Genomic DNA, 16,712 nt, shown 5'->3' with positions numbered 1-16,712 from the left:
TAAGCAGCGATAGGCAGCCGACGAAACTGGTCCAGCAAGCGACCAAGGACGCGAGCATGCTTCATCCATGCCGTCGCGGCGCAACGGCGGCAGGCGCTACGAGACAGAAACGAGACAGAAAACGGGAAAGACGCCAGCTTAGTGGCGATTGAATGCCGGGGAGTTCGCCGGTGGCGGCAGCGGCGGCGTGGCGCTGACCTTGGGGGCCGGTGCCACGAACTGCACGAACACCTCGCCATCCTTGACCATGCCCAGCTCATAGCGGGCACGCTCCTCAATGGCGCCGGTGCCATCCTGCAGGTCCTTCACTTCCCCTTCCAGCTTGGCATTGCGCAGCTTGAGCGCCTGGTTGTGCGCGCTCTGTTCCTGCACCTGCTTGTCCATCTCCCACACACGCAGCCAGCCGCCCTTGCCCAGCCATAGTGGATACTGAATGGCGAGCAACAGCACAAACAACAGCAACGAGATCAGGCGCATGGATTCTGGCGCTTAAGCAAAAGAAGGGAAGTTGCGTCATGCGCCGGCCGCGGCATGGTGCGCGGCCGGCGCATGGCACGAGCTTAGCGCAGATTGTAGAACGCGCTCTTGCCCGGGTAGCTGGCGATATCACCGAGATCTTCCTCGATGCGCAGCAGCTGGTTGTACTTCGAGATACGGTCCGAACGCGACAGCGAGCCGGTCTTGATCTGGCCGGCGTTGGTGCCCACCGCGATATCGGCGATGGTGCTGTCCTCGGTCTCGCCCGAACGGTGCGAGATCACGGCCGTGTAGCCGGCGCGCTTGGCCATTTCGATGGCGGCGAAGGTTTCGGTCAGGGTGCCGATCTGGTTGATCTTGATCAGGATCGAGTTGCCGATGCCCTTTTCAATGCCTTCCTTCAGGATCTTGGTGTTGGTGACGAACAGGTCGTCGCCCACCAGCTGCACGCGCTTGCCCAGCTTGTCGGTCAGCACCTTCCAGCCTTCCCAGTCGCCTTCGCCCATGCCGTCCTCGATCGACACGATCGGGAACTTGTCGCACAGGTTGGCCAGGTAGTCGGCGAACTGGGTCGAGGTCAGCTTCAGGCCTTCGCCATCCAGGTGGTACTGGCCTTCGGCTTCGTGATAGAACTCGGTCGCCGCGCAGTCCAGCGCCAGCAGCACGTCTTCGCCAGCACGATAGCCAGCCTTCTCGATGGCCAGCAGGATGGTGTTCAGGCACTCTTCGTTGGAAGCGAAGTTGGGGGCAAAGCCGCCCTCGTCGCCAACCGCCGTCGACATGCCCTTGTCGGACAGGATCTTCTTCAGTGCGTGGAACACTTCAGCGCCGCAACGCAGGGCTTCGCGGAAGCTCGTTTGCGACACCGGCATGATCATGAATTCCTGGATGTCCAGGCTGTTGTTGGCATGCGCGCCACCGTTGACGATGTTCATCATCGGCACCGGCATCTGCATCGCGCCCGACCCGCCAAAGTAGCGGTACAGCGGCAGGCCGGCTTCTTCGGCGGCGGCGCGGGCCACGGCCATCGACACGGCCAGCGTGGCGTTGGCGCCAAGGCGGGCCTTGTTGTCGGTGCCGTCGAGGTCGATCAGGGTGCGGTCCAGGAAGGCTTGCTCGGAAGCGTCCAGGCCCATGATGGCTTCGGAGATTTCGGTATTGATATGCTCGACCGCCTTCAGCACGCCCTTGCCGAGGTAGCGCGACTTGTCGCCGTCACGCAGCTCGATGGCTTCGCGCGAGCCGGTGGATGCGCCCGACGGCACTGCCGCGCGGCCCATCACGCCGGATTCGAGCAGGACGTCGCACTCGACCGTCGGGTTACCGCGCGAGTCGAGAACTTCGCGACCGATGATATCTACGATTGCACTCATGGATTCCTCTTGGACTGTTGATGCTTGATGACTTCTTACTACACGGGCGCCATGCCCTGGACTACCGCTGGCTACAGCTGACCGAGCTGCCTGACGCTTAAGCCTTAAACGCCTTCCACCACGATCATGTTCATGCGCGCGGCATGCTCGCGCGACTTGCGCGCGGCGCGGTATTCCTCGCTGTCGTGGAACGACTTAGCCGCGTCATAGCTGGGAAACTTCAGCACGACCACGCGCGTCGGGGCCCAGTCGCCCTCGAGCTTCTCGGTCTTGCCGCCGCGCACCAGTACCTCGGCGCCATGCACCTTCATGGCATGGCTGGAGAGCACTTTGTACTCTTCATACTGCTGGGGATCGGTGACATCGACGTGGGCAATGATATAGCCGCTGGCCATGGCGCATCTCCGTGAGTTCTTATGATGTTGATTCTACTTGGCTGATCATGGCCGCCTGATGACGGCCATGACCGCGGTGGCACGGCAAGCTCAGGCGCAAGCCGCCGGCCAGCCGAAATTGTCTTCCAGGAAGCCGGTGCGCTTGACCAGGGTGTCCAGGTCCTTGAGCACCGACAGCAGTTCCTTCATGCGCGACAGCGGCACGGCATTGGGGCCGTCCGACATGGCCTTGCTCGGATCCGGATGGGTTTCCATGAACAGGCCCGCCACGCCAACCGCCACCGCGGCGCGGGCCAGCACTGGCACGAACTCGCGCTGGCCGCCAGAGCTGGTGCCCTGGCCACCCGGCAGCTGCACCGAGTGGGTGGCGTCGAACACCACTGGCGCGCCAGTCTCGCGCATGATCGCCAGCGAGCGCATGTCCGAGACCAGGTTGTTGTAGCCGAAGGAAACGCCACGTTCGCAGGCCATGAAGCTGTCTTCCGGCAGCCCGGCCTCGCGCGCGGCATCGCGCGCCTTGTCGATGACATTCTTCATGTCATGCGGCGCGAGGAACTGCCCCTTCTTGATATTGACGGGGCGGCCGCTCTGGGCGCAGGCACGGATGAAGTCGGTCTGCCGGCACAGGAAGGCCGGCGTCTGCAGCACGTCGACCACGGCCGCCACCGGCTTGACCTCGTCGATCTCGTGGATGTCGGTCAGCACCGGCACGCCGATCTCGCGCTTGACGGTGGCGAGGATCTCGAGGCCCTTCTCCATGCCCAGGCCACGGAAGGTCCGGCCCGACGAGCGGTTGGCCTTGTCGAACGAGGACTTGTAGATAAAGGGAATGCCGAGCTCGCTGGTGATCGCCTTGAGCTCACCGGCCGTATCCAGCGCCATCTGCTCGGACTCGATCACGCACGGGCCGGCGATCAGGAAGAAGGGCCGGTCCAGGCCGACGTCAAATCCACAGAGTTTCATCGCTAATCTCCTGCTTGCGGTGCCGGGGCTTAGCCCGCCTTCTTCTGCTGGCTGGCCAGCGCCGCTTCCACGTAGGCCTTGAACAGCGGATGGCCATCGCGCGGGGTGGAGGTGAATTCCGGGTGGAACTGCACGCCAACGAACCACGGGTGCAGGCTTTCCGGCAGTTCCATCATCTCGGGCAGGTCTTCGGTCGGCGTACGTGCCGAGATCACCATGCCCGCCTTTTCCAGCGTCGGCACGTAGTGATTGTTGACCTCGTAGCGATGGCGATGGCGCTCGTTGACTTCCGGACCATAGATCTGGCTGGCCTTGGTCCCGGCCTTGACCGGCACGCGCTGCGCGCCAAGGCGCATGGTGCCGCCCAGGTCGGACTCGGCGGAGCGCTGCTCAACCTTGCCTTCGCGATCCACCCACTCGGTGATCAGCGCGACCACCGGATGTTCGGTTTCCAGGTTGAACTCAGTCGAGTTGGCATCAGCCATCGCCGCCACGTGGCGAGCGAACTCGATCACGGCCAGCTGCATGCCCAGGCAGATGCCCAGGTACGGCACCTTGTTCTCGCGAGCGTACTGGATCGCGCGGATCTTGCCTTCCGTGCCACGCTTGCCGAAGCCGCCGGGGACCAGGATGGCGTCCAGCGGCTTGAGCACTTCGAGGTGACCGGATTCGAGTTCTTCCGAATCGATGTACTCGATGTTCACGCGGGTGGCGGTGTGCATGCCGGCGTGGCGCAGCGCTTCGATCAGCGACTTGTAGGATTCGGTCAGGTCGACATACTTGCCCACCATGCCGATGGTGACCTCGTGCTGCGGGTTTTCCTGGGCATTGACCAGGCGCTGCCACATGGAAAGATCGGCCGGTTTGGGATCGATACGCAGTTCCTCGCAGATCAGGCGGTCGAGGCCTTGCTCGTTGAGCATCTGCGGGATCTTGTAGATGCTGTCCACATCCCACACCGAGATCACGGCTTCTTGCGGGATATTGGAGAACAGCGAAATCTTGGCGCGCTCTTCGTCCGGAATCGGGCGGTCGGCGCGGCACAGCAGCGCGGTCGGCGAGATGCCGATTTCACGCAGCTTCTGCACCGAGTGCTGGGTCGGCTTGGTCTTGAGCTCGCCGGCGCTGGCAATGAACGGCACCAGCGTCAGGTGCACGAAGGCAGCGTGGTTGCGGCCCATGCGCAGGCTCATCTGGCGCGCGGCTTCCAGGAAGGGCAGCGACTCGATGTCACCCACCGTGCCGCCGATTTCCACCAGCGCGACGTCCGCCTTGCCACCGTGCGACGCAGCCGCGCCGCGCTCGATGAAGGCCTGGATTTCGTTGGTGATGTGCGGGATCACCTGCACCGTCTTGCCGAGGTACTCGCCGCGGCGTTCCTTGCGGATCACCGATTCGTAGATCTGGCCCGTGGTGAAGTTGTTCGACTTGCGCATCTTGGCCGAGACGAAGCGCTCATAGTGGCCAAGATCGAGGTCGGTTTCCGCGCCGTCTTCCGTGACGAACACTTCGCCATGCTGGAAGGGGCTCATCGTGCCGGGATCGACGTTGATGTAGGGATCTAGCTTGAGGAGGGTGACTTTGAGGCCGCGCGACTCGAGAATGGCCGCGAGCGAAGCAGCAGCGATGCCCTTGCCGAGAGAAGAGACGACACCACCGGTGACGAAGACGAATTTGGTCATAAACCGAGCTTGCCGGGGAAATCGGGATTATACATGAGAGGCCGCCTGCTGCAGCGCCGCATTTGCGACAAGTCGCCTTGCCCGGCAGCCGCTGAGACGCTTTCGCCGCTTCGCACTCGCGTCCCCGCCCTCGCCCTATCCTGCCCCGGCTACGGACGCGCGCAGGCAGCGCCATCGCCCCGCATCTGCCCGACCAGATCGCGGATCAGCCCGGCGGTCTGCTCGGGCCGCTCCATCGGATACAGGTGCCCGCCCTCGATAAAGCGCAGGCGCTCGCCCACCAGCTTGCGCGTGGCGCCGAGCCCGCATTGCCGGACTTCGCGCGAGCGCGTGCCGGCGACAAAGCTGACCGGCACCGGCGCGCCGCGCGCCACGCGCGCGCCCAGGCTGGTGGGCAGCGTGCGGTAGATCTGGTACTCGATCTCGCGCTCGAAGCGCAGGCGGCGCTCGGCGTCGTTGCCGGTCGGCTCCGTGCCATGCATCGCATAGTCGCGCAGCACTTCCTCGTCCCACGACGCGAACACCGGCTTGGAGCGGAAATGCTCCCACACCGCCTCGGCATCCGGCCAGTGCGTGCGCCGCCGCCGGGTCGCGGCGGCCGGGCTGGGCCGCTCATCCAGGCCGAAGCGCTGACCGGCCTTGAGCAAGGCGGCGCGCCACCCGGCAATCACGGGCGAATCCAGCATCACCACGCCGCGCACCCACTGCGGGCGGCGCAGCGCGGCCATCAGCGACAGGAAACCACCCAGCGAATGCCCCACCAGCCACACCGGCTCGCGGTACTTCTGCTCGATCGAATCCAGCAGCTCATCGACCAGGTGCGGCCACTCGCGCGTGACCGGGAATTTCGGGTCGTGGCCATAACGGTCCACGGCGCGGATCTCGAAATCGTCTTCCAGCATTCCGAACAGCTTGCGGTAGGTGCTGACCGGAAAGCCATTGGCGTGCGAAAAATGCAGAATGTCGCGCATCGGGGTATTCGCAGTGCGCCCTCAGTCCTGCGTGCCGGCACGTTCGCGCGTGGCGCGCACAGGCTGGCCCCAGCGGTCGCCCGCGCCCTGGCGCGCCAGCGGAAACTCGGCCGGCGCGTTGGCATCCCACTCGGGATCGTTGATCTCACCGAAGACCTGGCGCAAGCGTTGCCCCCAGGTATCGCGGATCATGCGGAAGTAGGCATTCTTCTCGTCGATATTGACAAAGCGCGTCACACGCAGCGAATCGCCTTCGTAGACCAGCAGGTCCAGCGGCAGGCCCACCGAGATATTCGACTTCAACGTGGAATCCATCGAGATCAGCGCACACTTGGCGGCCTCGCCCAGCGGCAGCGTCGGCTCGACCACGCGATCGATGATGGGCTTGCCGTACTTGGCCTCGCCGATCTGGAAATAGCAGTTCTCGGGGGTGGCCTCGACGAAATTCCCGGCAGCGTACACATGGAACAGGCGCACGCGTTCGCCGCGGATCTGGCCGCCGAAGATCAGGCTCACATTGAACTCGATGCCGGCCTCGCGCAGCGCGTGGGCGTCATGCTTGTGCACCTGGCGCACCGCGTCGCCAACGATGGCGGCCGCCTCGAACATATCGCGCGCCGTCCATAGCGAGCGCTTCTCGTCGCGGCCCTCCGCCAGTATCTGGCGCACCGCCTGGCTGATCGCCAGGTTGCCCGCGGTCAGCAAGACCATCACGCGGTCGCCCGGCTCCTCGAACACGGTCATCTTGCGAGCGGTAGAGATCGCATCGACGCCCGCATTGGTGCGCGAATCGGAAAGGAACACCAGCCCGGCATCCAGCCGCATGGCTACACAGTACGTCATGATCTTGTCTTGTTATGGTGCACATTCACGCCTGGCGCATCGCCAAGCCAGTGGCCCGGGCCAAGGCCGCATTCTAGCGCCGCGCCGGTGCGCCCGGAACCTTGCGGCGCGCCCGTTTCTGGTGCACGGCGCACCACTTCATTCACTGCAACGGCGCAATGGCGATCTCGACCGCCAGCCGCTCGCCGCTGCCACCTTCGCGAACCCCGCGCACCGGTGCAGCCATGCGATAGTCGCGCCCGACCGCCAGCCGGATATGGCGCGCGTCGCTCAGGCAGCCGTGGGTCACGTCGATGCTGCACCACAACTCCTTGCCGGCATCCACGCAGACATCGGCCCAGGCGTGGCTGGCCAGTTCCGACGCGGCCGGGTCATAGAAATAGCCGCTGACGTAACGCGCCGGCACGCCCAGGGCCCGGCAGCATGCCACCATCACTTGCGCCTGGTCCTGGCAAACCCCGCTGCCGAGCGCGAACGCGTCGCTGGCCGAGGTGTCCACATCGGTGCTATCTGACTGGTAGCGCACCCGCCCGGCGATGCCATTGGCCAGCGCCAGCAGCGCGGGCACCGTCGCCCCCGCCGCCAGGTAGGGCGCGGCAAAACGCACCATCTCCGGCTTGGCGGCGGTCAGCGGCGTGCCGCCAAGGTAATACAGCGGCGACACACGCGCCTCGCCAGCCGGCGGCGCATCGCAGAAAAACGGCCCGTCCGCATCGATTGGCGGCGTGACATCGACCACGCCGCTGGCCTCGATCACCAGCGTATGTGCTGGCCCGGCCACGGTGAAGCTGTGCACGATATTGCCGAAACCGTCACGCGCCTCGGACAGGTTGCCGGGAACGGACAATTGCCATTCCTGCACGGCCTGCAGCGGGCCCGAGCGGGGCGCGAGCCGCAGTTCGTGCACGCTGCGCAGGACCGGCTCGGCGTAGCGGTAGACCGTCTTGTGGTGAATCTTGTATTTCATGATGTGGCGAGGCCGGCACAACCTCCCCACTTCTGATAGGTCAGGCAGCGAGCAGCGGCACGAGGAAATCCCGGCTGATGCCGTTGCCGAGGTCGCCGATGCGCTCCAGGAAACTGGTCAGGTAAGCATGCAGCCCGACGGCGAAGATGTCGTCGATGCGCGCATATTTCAAATCTGCGTGGAGTTTACCAGCCTGACGCTCGGTCTCCGAAGAAAGGTGGTTGCGCACCAGCGCCAGGATCGACACCACCTCGTCCATGCTGGACACCAGCGAGCGCGGCATATCAGGGCGCAGCACCAGCAGTTCGGCCACGCGCTCGGGCGTGATCACGGTGCGATACACCTTGCGGTACACCTCGAACCCCGACACCGAGCGCAAGACAGCCGCCCAGTGATAGAAATCGTTGGCGTCGCGATTGGGATCGCTCTCGTCGACCGTGCTGGCCTGGAACTTCACGTCCAGGATCCGCGCGGTATTGTCGGCGCGTTCCAGGAACGTGCCCAGGCGCATGAAGTGGAAGGCGTCGTCCTTGAGCATGGTGCCGAACTGCACGCCACGGGCCAGGTGGGAGCGGAACTTCACCCACTCGAAGAACTGCGAAGGATCCTCGCGCAGCACGCCGTCGGCGATCATGCGCTGCACGTCGAGCCAGGTGGTGTTGATGGTCTCCCAGACCTCGGTGGTCAGCGAGCCGCGCACCGCGCGGGCGTTCTCGCGGGCCGCGCGCAGGCAGCTCATGATGGACGAGACATTGGTCATGTCGCGCACCATGAAGTCGATCACGTCGTCGCGCGTGAGCAGGCCGTACTTCTCGTCGAACACCTTGGTCAGCTCGGAGATATCGAGCATGGCCCACCAGCCTTGCTCGGCCACTTCCGCGGATTGCGGCAGCAGCGAGGTCTGGTAGTTCACGTCCAGCATGCGCGCGGTGTTCTCCGCGCGTTCGGTATAGCGCGCCATCCAGAACAGATGGTCGGCGGTGCGGCTAAGCATGGTCAGTCCCCTCGTACAGCGCTGTTCGCCCGCGCGCCGCCGGCAACGCGGCGGCCAGCGCGGGAATCACAAACTATCCTTGCGTGCGCCGCGCGTCAGCGCTCCAGCACCCAGGTGTCCTTGGTGCCCCCGCCCTGCGAGGAGTTGACCACCAGCGAGCCTTCGCGCAGCGCAACGCGGGTCAGCCCGCCCGGCACCATGCGCACATCCTTGCCGGACAGCACGAACGGACGCAGGTCGATATGGCGCGGCGCGATCCCCGACTCGACATACGTCGGGCAGGTGGAAAGCGCCAGCGTGGGCTGCGCGATGTACTGCTCGGGACGCGCGCGCACGACCTCGCGAAACGTATCGATCTCCGCGCGCGTAGCGGCAGGCCCCACCAGCATGCCGTAGCCGCCGGCCCCGTGGGTTTCCTTGACCACCAGTTCGCTCATGTGGTCCAGCACGTACTGCAGGTCGTCCGGGCGGCGGCACATGTACGTCGGCACGTTGTTGAGGATCGCTTCCTCGCCAAGGTAGAAGCGGATCATGTCGGGCACGTAGGGATAGATCGACTTGTCGTCGGCCACGCCCGTGCCAATGGCGTTGCAGATGGTGACATTGCCCGCGCGGTAGACCGAGAGCAGCCCTGCCGCGCCCAGCGTGGAATCCGAGCGGAACACCAGCGGGTCGAGGAAGTCGTCGTCGACCCGGCGGTAAATCACGTCGATGCGCTGCGGCCCCTGGGTGGTACGCATGTAGAGGTGCTCGTCCTGCACGAACAGGTCGCTGCCCTCGACCAGTTCCACGCCCATTTGCTGCGCCAGGAAGGCATGCTCGAAGTAGGCGGAGTTGTACATGCCGGGCGTGAGCACCACCACCGTGGGATCAGCGATGTTCTGCGGCGAGACGCCGCGCAGCATGTCGAGCAGCAGGTCGGGATAGTGCGCCACCGGCGCCACGCGATTGCGCGCGAACAGGTCCGGGAACAAGCGCATCATCATCTTGCGGTTCTCCAGCATGTAGGACACGCCGGAGGGCACGCGCAGGTTGTCTTCCAGCACGTAGAACTCGCCCTCGCCAGCGCGCACTACGTCGATGCCCGCCACGTGGGCGTAGATGTCGCGGGGCACGTCGATGCCGAGCATCTCGGGGCGGTACTGCGCGTTGTTGTAGATCTGGTCAGGCGGGATCACGCCGGCGCGGATGATGTCCTGCCCGTGATAGATATCGTGGATGAAGCGGTTCAGCGCCGACACCCGCTGGCGCAGGCCGCGCTCGAGCGTTGCCCACTCGCTGGCGGGGAAGATGCGGGGAATGACGTCGAACGGGATGGTCCGCTCGGTACCGCTGTTCGACTCGTCTTTTTCGCCGTAAACGGCGAACGTGATGCCCACGCGCCGGAAGATCAGGTCAGCCTCGGCGCGCTTGTTGCCCATGGTGCCTTCGGACTGGCGCGCCAACCAATCCGCGAACTGCTTGTAATGCCCCCGCACGGCACCTGCCGGCAGGGACTCGCCCGCGTGGATTGCTGCTGCCACGCCATCTTGCCAATCGAGCATCTCGTCGAAAAACCGCGCCGCCATGATGGCCGTTCCCCCATGATTTGGGTGCCGCCGAAACTGCCGGCTATCCCGTTTTGATTGGCTTGTTGTTCCCGGCACAGCGCCTTGAGATCACCACCCGAGGCCCGGCGGCTTGACCGCGGACCGTCTCGTCATGCTTCGAAGTGCTGTCCCTATAGGATACCTATGACCACGAAAGCCGCAAGCGGCGGGCATTCGCGCCATCAAACATGGATAAGCAAGATGTCTGCCAGCCTTGGCTTCGAGCCAGCTTTGGCGTCGGTTCAGCGGGCAATCGCCGCGCCTTTTTCTGCCTGCACTCCGGCCAGGATGCGCTGCACCAGCGCCTCCGGCGTCTGGCGGATATCGAGCACCAGGGCGTCACTCGGCTCCTCCAGGGTATCGAACTGGCTCTGCAACAGGGCAGGATTGAAGAAGTGCTCGCTGCGCTCGGCCAGGCGGCCGCCAATGACCGCGGCATCGCCCTTCATGTAGACAAAGGTCACGCCGCCGTCAGCGGGCGTCAGGCGGTCGCGGTAGGTCTGCCGCAGCGCGGAACAGGTAAAGACGTGGGTGCGCCCCTCGGCGCGGGCCGCATCGATCGCCGCGCGCATCGCGGCCAGCCAGGGCCAGCGGTCGTCGTCAGTCAGCGGGATGCCGTTGTGCATCTTCGCCTTGTTGGCGGCGCTGTGGAATTCGTCGGCATCGTGGAAGCCGCATTGCAAGGTCTTGGCCAGCAACTGGCCGACCGTGGTCTTTCCGCTGCCGGAAACGCCCATCAGGATGTAGATCATGTCTGCTCCAATGATCATGTTCGGATGGTTTTCCCATCCTTGTCGGTAGTCCCCGAGCCGGTGGCCGGTCGGCTCCGCAAGCGTTCAGCCATGAAGCCATGATAGGACCCGCATGGGCCGGCTCGGGGTCGTCTCCGCCAGCCATCGGCTGCCGGGGACACAAATGACACAAATTTAGGGGGCGTCGCCTATTGTGCGACGGCCGCGCCCGTTTGGACAGCGCCGGGCGCGTCGGCCTCGGAGAGGTCCAGCGCGCTGCCGCCCTCTTCCGCGATCCGCGCGTTGCGGCGGAACAGCCCGAACAGGCCTCGGCCAACGCTGAAGTTCGTGAAGGCGTCGTCCGGCAGCACGGCAGAAGCGCGCGTCGCCAGGTCGCCGTCGCCATCGGCGGCGCCGAGCCATTCCAGCGTGCCAGCCACGGCGTCCACGCGGATCCGGTCGCCGTCACGCACGCGCGCCAGCGGGCCGCCGGCAAGCGCCTCAGGCCCCACATGAATGACCGCCGGCACCTTGCCGGAAGCGCCGGACATGCGGCCATCGGTCACCAGCGCAACCTTGTGGCCGGCGTCCTGCAGCGAACCCAGCACCGGGGTGAGACGGTGCAGTTCTGGCATGCCGTTGGCGTTGGGTCCCTGGAAACGCACGACCGCGATCATGTCGCCGGTGAACTCGCCGGCTTCGAACGCGGCTTGCAATTGCTCCTGCGAGTCAAAGACGCGGGCCGGTGCTTCGACCACCCGATGCTCGTCCGCCACCGCCGACACCTTGATCATGCCGCGGCCAAGATTGCCTTGCAGCAGGCGCAAGCCGCCCTCGGCGGAGAACGGCTCGGCCGCGGTGGCCAGCACCGTGGCATCACCGCTGACGGCGGCGCCGTCGCGCCACTGCAGCACGCCGTCGATCATCACGGGCTCTTGCGTGTAACGGGCCAGGCCACGCCCGGCCACGGTTTCCACGTCCTCGTGCAGCAACCCGGCGCCGAGCAGCTGGCGAATCACGTAGGCCACGCCGCCCGCGGCGTGGAAGTGATTCACGTCGGCCGAGCCGTTGGGGTAGACCCGCGCCAGCAGCGGCGTGATGCGCGAAAGACGGTCGAAATCGTCCCAGTCGATCAGGATGCCCGCCGCGCGTGCCATCGCCACCAGGTGGATGGTGTGGTTGGTCGAGCCACCCGTGGCCAGCAGGCCGACCACGGCGTTGATCACCGCGCGCTCGTCCACGATGCGCGCCAGCGGCAGATAGTCGCCGCCCCGCGCTGTCAGGGCCAGCGCACGTTGGGCCGCGGCGGCGGTGAGCGCGTCGCGCAGGCCGCTGTCCGGATGCACGAAGGCCGCGCCCGGCATATGCAGGCCCATGATTTCCATCAGGAACTGGTTGCTGTTGGCGGTGCCGTAGAAGGTGCACGTGCCGGCCCCGTGATAGGCCTCGCACTCGGCCTCCAGCAAGGCTTCGCGGCCAACCTGGCCGGTTGCGTAAAGCTGGCGCACGCGCGCCTTTTCCTTGTTGGACAAGCCCGTCGACATCGGCCCGGCCGGCACGAACACCACCGGCAGGTGGCCAAACTGCAGCGCACCCATCAGCAGGCCCGGCACGATCTTGTCGCACACGCCCAGCATGACCGCGGCATCGAAGGTGTTGTGCGACAGCGAGACCGCCGTGGCCATCGCAATGGCATCGCGCGAAAACAGCGACAGTTCCATGCCGGCATTGCCCTGCGTGATGCCATCGCACATCGCCGGCACGCCGCCCGCCACCTGCGCCACCGCGCCAACGGCACGCGCGGCCTCCCGGATCACGCCGGGATAGCGCTCATACGGCTGGTGGGCCGACAGCATGTCGTTGTACGCGGTGACGATGCCGAGGTTGGCGGCATGCTCGACCCGCAGCTTGAGCTTGTCATGCGCGGGCAGCGCGGCCAGGCCGTGGGCGAGGTTGGCACAAGACAGCCCGCGCAAGGGGCCCAGCTCCTGCTGGGCGCGTTCGCAGCGGGCGAGATAGGCGGCGCGGCTGCGCTGGCTGCGCGCGATCACGCGCTCGGTGACGGCGTGGACTTCGGCGTGGAGGGCTTTTGACATTGGGGAGTTCCTGGTCGTGATGCCTGATCGTATCCGGGAGGACTGGGGGGACTAGCGGGCGCTGGCCGGCGCTATTGTTTGTAGATTTTCTACATTATATCGAAGGGCAATGCGAAAGCACCATGCACACACGTCACAAAGCGCTTTATTCATGGCATATTTAGCGCACATAGGTGAAATCCCTACCTGGCCGCCACGCTGAAGCCGGGATGGCCCCGCCTCTGATTATGTAGAATATCTACATATCGCTCGATCCGTCGAGCCACGGATTCCGGGGCCAAAGCCAGAACAATTCCCCGGCACAGACAGCCCACTCCTGCCCTACCATGCGCGACCGAATTCTTGCCGTCTACGACACGCTTCGCCCCTCCGAACGCCGCCTTGCCGACTATGTTGCCCGCCACGGCGCTAGCGTGATCCGCTTGTCGATGCCCGAACTGGCCGAGCGCGCGGGCGTGTCCCAGCCCACCATTGCGCGCTTTTGCGCGGCGCTGGGCTACGACGGCTTTCGCGAGTTCAAGCTCCAGTTCGCCCAGAACGTGGGCGGTGGCACGCCCTTCGTGCACCAGGACGTCAAAGCCGAGGACCGCCCCGCCGATATCGCCGGCAAGGTGTTCGACCGCACCATCGCCACCCTGATGACCGTGCGCAATGCACTGTCGGCAGACCAGATCGAACATGGCATCCAGCTGCTCGCCGCAGCCAGGCGCATCGAGTTCTATGGCTGCGGCAACTCTGGCATCGTCGCCCTGGATATCCAGCACAAGTTCTTCCGCCTCGGCATGCCCACGGTGGCCTATTCGGACTCGCACGTCTTCAGCATGTCGGCGGCGCTGCTCGGACCCGGCGACGTGGCCGTGCTGGTCTCCAACAGCGGGCGCACGTGGGACATGCTGGCCGCCGCCACGCTCGCCCGCGCCAGCGGTGCCAGCGTGCTGGCGCTGACCCACAGCGGCTCGCCGCTGGCCGCCCTGGCGGACGTCTGCGTGTTCTCGGACGTGGAGGAAGACAGCGAGGTCTACACGCCGATGACCTCCCGCATCTGCCACCTGGTGCTGGGCGACGTGCTGGCAGCGGGCGTCGCCCTGGAGCGCGCCGACACCGTCTCTGCCGGCCTGCAGCGCGCCAAGGCGCACCTGCGCGAGCGCCGCATCGCGCAAGCCGAGCCCGCGCATCTCAGCGAGGCGCAGGCGGCGCCGCGCGCCAGTAGCGCCGCGCGTGCTGGCGGTAAGCCTGCAGCGCGTAAGACTCGCCGCGCGTCGTAAGCTGGACCGCGCCGGTCTCGTCGCTGCGATAGCGGGCGATCTCGTGCGAGCCGTAGCGGTCCCAGATCTCGGGCCGGGGATGCCGGTGGCGGTTGCGGTAGCCCACCTGGAACAGCGCGACCTCCGGCGCCACCACGGCCAGGAACGCCCCGCTTGATGAGGTGTTGCTGCCGTGATGCGGCACCTGCAGGAAGTCCGCGCGCAAGTCTTGCGTGGACAGGCGTGCCAGCAGCGCCGCCTCGTCGCGCCGGCCGATATCGCCGGTCAGCAGCAGGCTGCGCGCGCTGCCCGCCACCTTGAGCACGCAACTGCGCGCATTGCTGTCGATGGCGGCATTCTGCGCGATGCCCGGCAAGGGATGCAGCACGGCAAAGCGCACGCCATCCCACTCCCACTGCTGCCCCGCCTCGCAGGGCCGCGCCTCCAGGTACGCAGCGCTCGCCGGCGGCACCAGCAGCCGATGTCCCGCCGGCGCGCCCGATAGCAGGCTGTCCACCGGCAGTGCCGCCATGATGTCGCGCGCACCGCCAGCGTGGTCCGCGTCTTCATGGCTGATCACCAGCGTGTCCAGCCTGCGCACGCCAGCGCCGCGCAGGAACGGCACGATGTCCCGCGCGCCGGCGCTGTTGCCCGATTCGCCACGCGCGGCGCCCCAGCCGTAAGCCGGCCCGGCATCGTAGAGCAGCACACGCGAACGCGTTTCCACCAGTACCGCGGTGCCCTGCCCGATATCGATCGCGGTGGCGCGAAACTCCCCGTGCGCCACTGGCTGCCGCCCCGCCAGCACCATCGGCAACAGCAGTACCGCGCCATGCAGGCGCGCGCGCAAGCCACAGGGCACGGGGGCCAGCAACAGCAGCGAGCCGAGCACCGCCAGCGCCAGCGCTACCGGCCCGGCGCGCGCGGCCTGCCACACCGCCCACGGCGGCGCCGACAGCCACTCCAGGCCCAGCACCAGCCAGTGCAGCAGCAGATGCGCGGGGCCAAGCAGCCAGCCCGCCAGCGGCGCGGGCACAGCCGCCGCCAGCAAGGCCATGGGCGTCACCAGCAGGCTGATCAGCGGGATCGCCGCGGCATTGGCCAGCGGCGAAATCACCGAGACCTGCTGGAACAGCAGCAAGGTCAGCGGCACCAGCCCGACCGTGACGGACCACTGCGTGCGCGCCGCCTGCGCAAGGCTGGCGCGAACACGCTGCCAACGCGTCGGCGCGGACTGGTTGGCCGGTTGCGACGCGGCCAGGAAGATCACGCCCACCGCGCCGAACGAAAGCCAGAACCCGGGCGACAGCACCGCCCAGGGGTCGAGCCCGATCGCCACGAACGCCGCCCAGGCCAGCACCAGCGAGCCCGGCGGCGTGCGCCCGCTCCAGAGTGCCAGCGCCGCCACCACCAGCATCGACACGGTGCGCAGCGCCGGCACCTGCATGCCCGCCAGCAGGCCGTAGACGAGGGCCGCGATCACCGCGCCCACCAGCGCCGCGCGCCGCGCCGGCCACCACAGCGGCAAAGGCCGCGACAGCCATCGCCCGAGCCCGAACGAATGCCGCCACAGCCAATAGACGAAGCTGGAGAACAGGCCGGAAATCATGGTGATATGCAGGCCGGAAATGCTGATCAGGTGGCCGATGCCGGTGCGCGTGAACAAGGTCCAGTCGCGCGACTGGATGCCGTGCTGATCGCCCACCACCAGGGCCGCCAGCACCGGGGCGAAGCGGGCATCGGGTGGCAGGCTTTGCAAGACATGATCACGCACCTGCGCCCGCCATCGCGCGATCCGCCACGCGAGCCGTTCGCCGACAGCGTCCTGCGGCTCGCCGATGGCATCGCGCACGTAGCCAGTGGCGCCAAGCCCGGCCGCCATCAGCCAGAATTCGTAATCGAAGCCATGCGGGTTGGCCAGGCCATGGGGCTGCCGCAAGCGCACGGTGAAGACGTAGCGCTCGCCCGGCCGCAAGCCGGCCGGGGCATCCTCCCAGCCCAGCAAGACGCGGGGCGGCATGCCCGCCGCATCGTCAAGCGCGAACACAAAGCGCAGGCCGCGCGCGGCCTGCGCCGGCAGCCCAGCCACCACGCCACTCACCTGCAGGTCGGCCCCTTCCAGCCCAGGCGCCAGCCGCTCTGCCAGACGAGCCTCGGCGCGCCACGCCGAATAGCCGAAACCAGCCAGCAGCGACAACACGATCCAGGCCACCCGCGCCCATCCAGGCCGGCGCGTGCGCAGGCACAGCGCGAGCGCGGCCGTCAGCAGCCCGGCAGCCACCAACACCCACACCGCGCCGCCACGCGGCAGCGAGCCTTGCTGCTGCAGCCACCAGCAGCCCGCCACGAAGGCGAGCAAAAACAGACGCATGCGGACTCCCCCAACG

At 66.5% G+C, this 16,712-nt stretch carries 14 protein-coding genes; 1 reads left to right on the top strand and 13 read right to left on the bottom strand.

The window, feature by feature from the left end; genetic code table 11:
• Positions 1-138 precede the first annotated feature (138 nt).
• The 12 genes from ftsB to edd all read right to left on the bottom strand — a co-directional run bounded on the left by ftsB (position 139) and on the right by edd (position 13,081).
• Entirely contained in the window at positions 139-477 is a 339-nt protein-coding gene (ftsB, locus tag F7R26_RS06455; protein WP_150983859.1) for a cell division protein FtsB, read from the bottom strand.
• 83 nt (positions 478-560) lie between these two features.
• Complete coding sequence (gene eno, locus F7R26_RS06450) at positions 561-1,850, bottom strand: phosphopyruvate hydratase (protein ID WP_150983858.1); 1,290 nt, start codon at positions 1,848-1,850, stop codon at positions 561-563.
• Positions 1,851-1,954: 104 nt separating this feature from the next.
• Positions 1,955-2,245, bottom strand: a complete 291-nt coding sequence (locus tag F7R26_RS06445; protein ID WP_150983857.1) for a DUF1330 domain-containing protein — start codon at positions 2,243-2,245, stop codon at positions 1,955-1,957.
• A gap of 90 nt (positions 2,246-2,335) precedes the next feature.
• Positions 2,336-3,208: a 3-deoxy-8-phosphooctulonate synthase gene (gene kdsA / locus F7R26_RS06440; protein ID WP_150983856.1), complete on the bottom strand. Its 873-nt coding sequence runs from the start codon at positions 3,206-3,208 to the stop codon at positions 2,336-2,338.
• A 29-nt stretch (positions 3,209-3,237) separates the two neighbouring features.
• A complete protein-coding gene (locus F7R26_RS06435; RefSeq protein ID WP_043344927.1) occupies positions 3,238-4,890 on the bottom strand; it encodes a CTP synthase in 1,653 nt (550 codons plus the stop codon).
• A gap of 149 nt (positions 4,891-5,039) precedes the next feature.
• A complete protein-coding gene (locus F7R26_RS06430) occupies positions 5,040-5,861 on the bottom strand; it encodes an alpha/beta fold hydrolase (RefSeq protein WP_150983855.1) in 822 nt (273 codons plus the stop codon).
• A 21-nt stretch (positions 5,862-5,882) separates the two neighbouring features.
• A complete protein-coding gene (locus F7R26_RS06425; RefSeq protein ID WP_193692133.1) occupies positions 5,883-6,704 on the bottom strand; it encodes a proteasome-type protease in 822 nt (273 codons plus the stop codon).
• A gap of 142 nt (positions 6,705-6,846) precedes the next feature.
• Entirely contained in the window at positions 6,847-7,671 is an 825-nt protein-coding gene (locus F7R26_RS06420) for a transglutaminase family protein (protein ID WP_150983854.1), read from the bottom strand.
• 40 nt (positions 7,672-7,711) lie between these two features.
• Positions 7,712-8,665, bottom strand: coding sequence for an alpha-E domain-containing protein (locus F7R26_RS06415; RefSeq protein ID WP_150983853.1), 954 nt, complete (start codon positions 8,663-8,665; stop codon positions 7,712-7,714).
• 95 nt (positions 8,666-8,760) lie between these two features.
• Positions 8,761-10,233, bottom strand: coding sequence for a circularly permuted type 2 ATP-grasp protein (locus F7R26_RS06410; RefSeq protein ID WP_043344922.1), 1,473 nt, complete (start codon positions 10,231-10,233; stop codon positions 8,761-8,763).
• Positions 10,234-10,496: 263 nt separating this feature from the next.
• Complete coding sequence (locus F7R26_RS06405; RefSeq protein WP_150983954.1) at positions 10,497-11,006, bottom strand: gluconokinase; 510 nt, start codon at positions 11,004-11,006, stop codon at positions 10,497-10,499.
• Between the two features lie 188 nt (positions 11,007-11,194).
• The gene (gene edd, locus F7R26_RS06400) at positions 11,195-13,081 is read right to left on the bottom strand and encodes a phosphogluconate dehydratase (protein WP_150983852.1); all 1,887 of its coding nucleotides are present in this window, start codon (positions 13,079-13,081) and stop codon (positions 11,195-11,197) included.
• A 326-nt stretch (positions 13,082-13,407) separates the two neighbouring features.
• Between edd and F7R26_RS06395 the strand changes: the two genes are divergently transcribed.
• On the top strand, positions 13,408-14,346 hold the full coding sequence (locus F7R26_RS06395) for a MurR/RpiR family transcriptional regulator (protein WP_150983851.1): 939 nt from the start codon (positions 13,408-13,410) through the stop codon (positions 14,344-14,346).
• Here F7R26_RS06395 and F7R26_RS06390 read toward each other — a convergent pair.
• Positions 14,258-16,696 carry a DNA internalization-related competence protein ComEC/Rec2 gene (locus F7R26_RS06390; RefSeq protein ID WP_150983850.1) on the bottom strand — a complete coding sequence of 813 codons (2,439 nt, stop codon included), beginning with the start codon at positions 16,694-16,696 and terminating at the stop codon, positions 14,258-14,260. The genes F7R26_RS06395 and F7R26_RS06390 overlap by 89 nt on opposite strands.
• Between the last annotated feature and the right edge of the window lie 16 nt (positions 16,697-16,712).

The organism is Cupriavidus basilensis, from assembly GCF_008801925.2.
Classification (GTDB): Bacteria; Pseudomonadota; Gammaproteobacteria; order Burkholderiales; family Burkholderiaceae; genus Cupriavidus; species Cupriavidus basilensis.
This window is presented reverse-complemented; position numbering and strand designations above follow the sequence as displayed.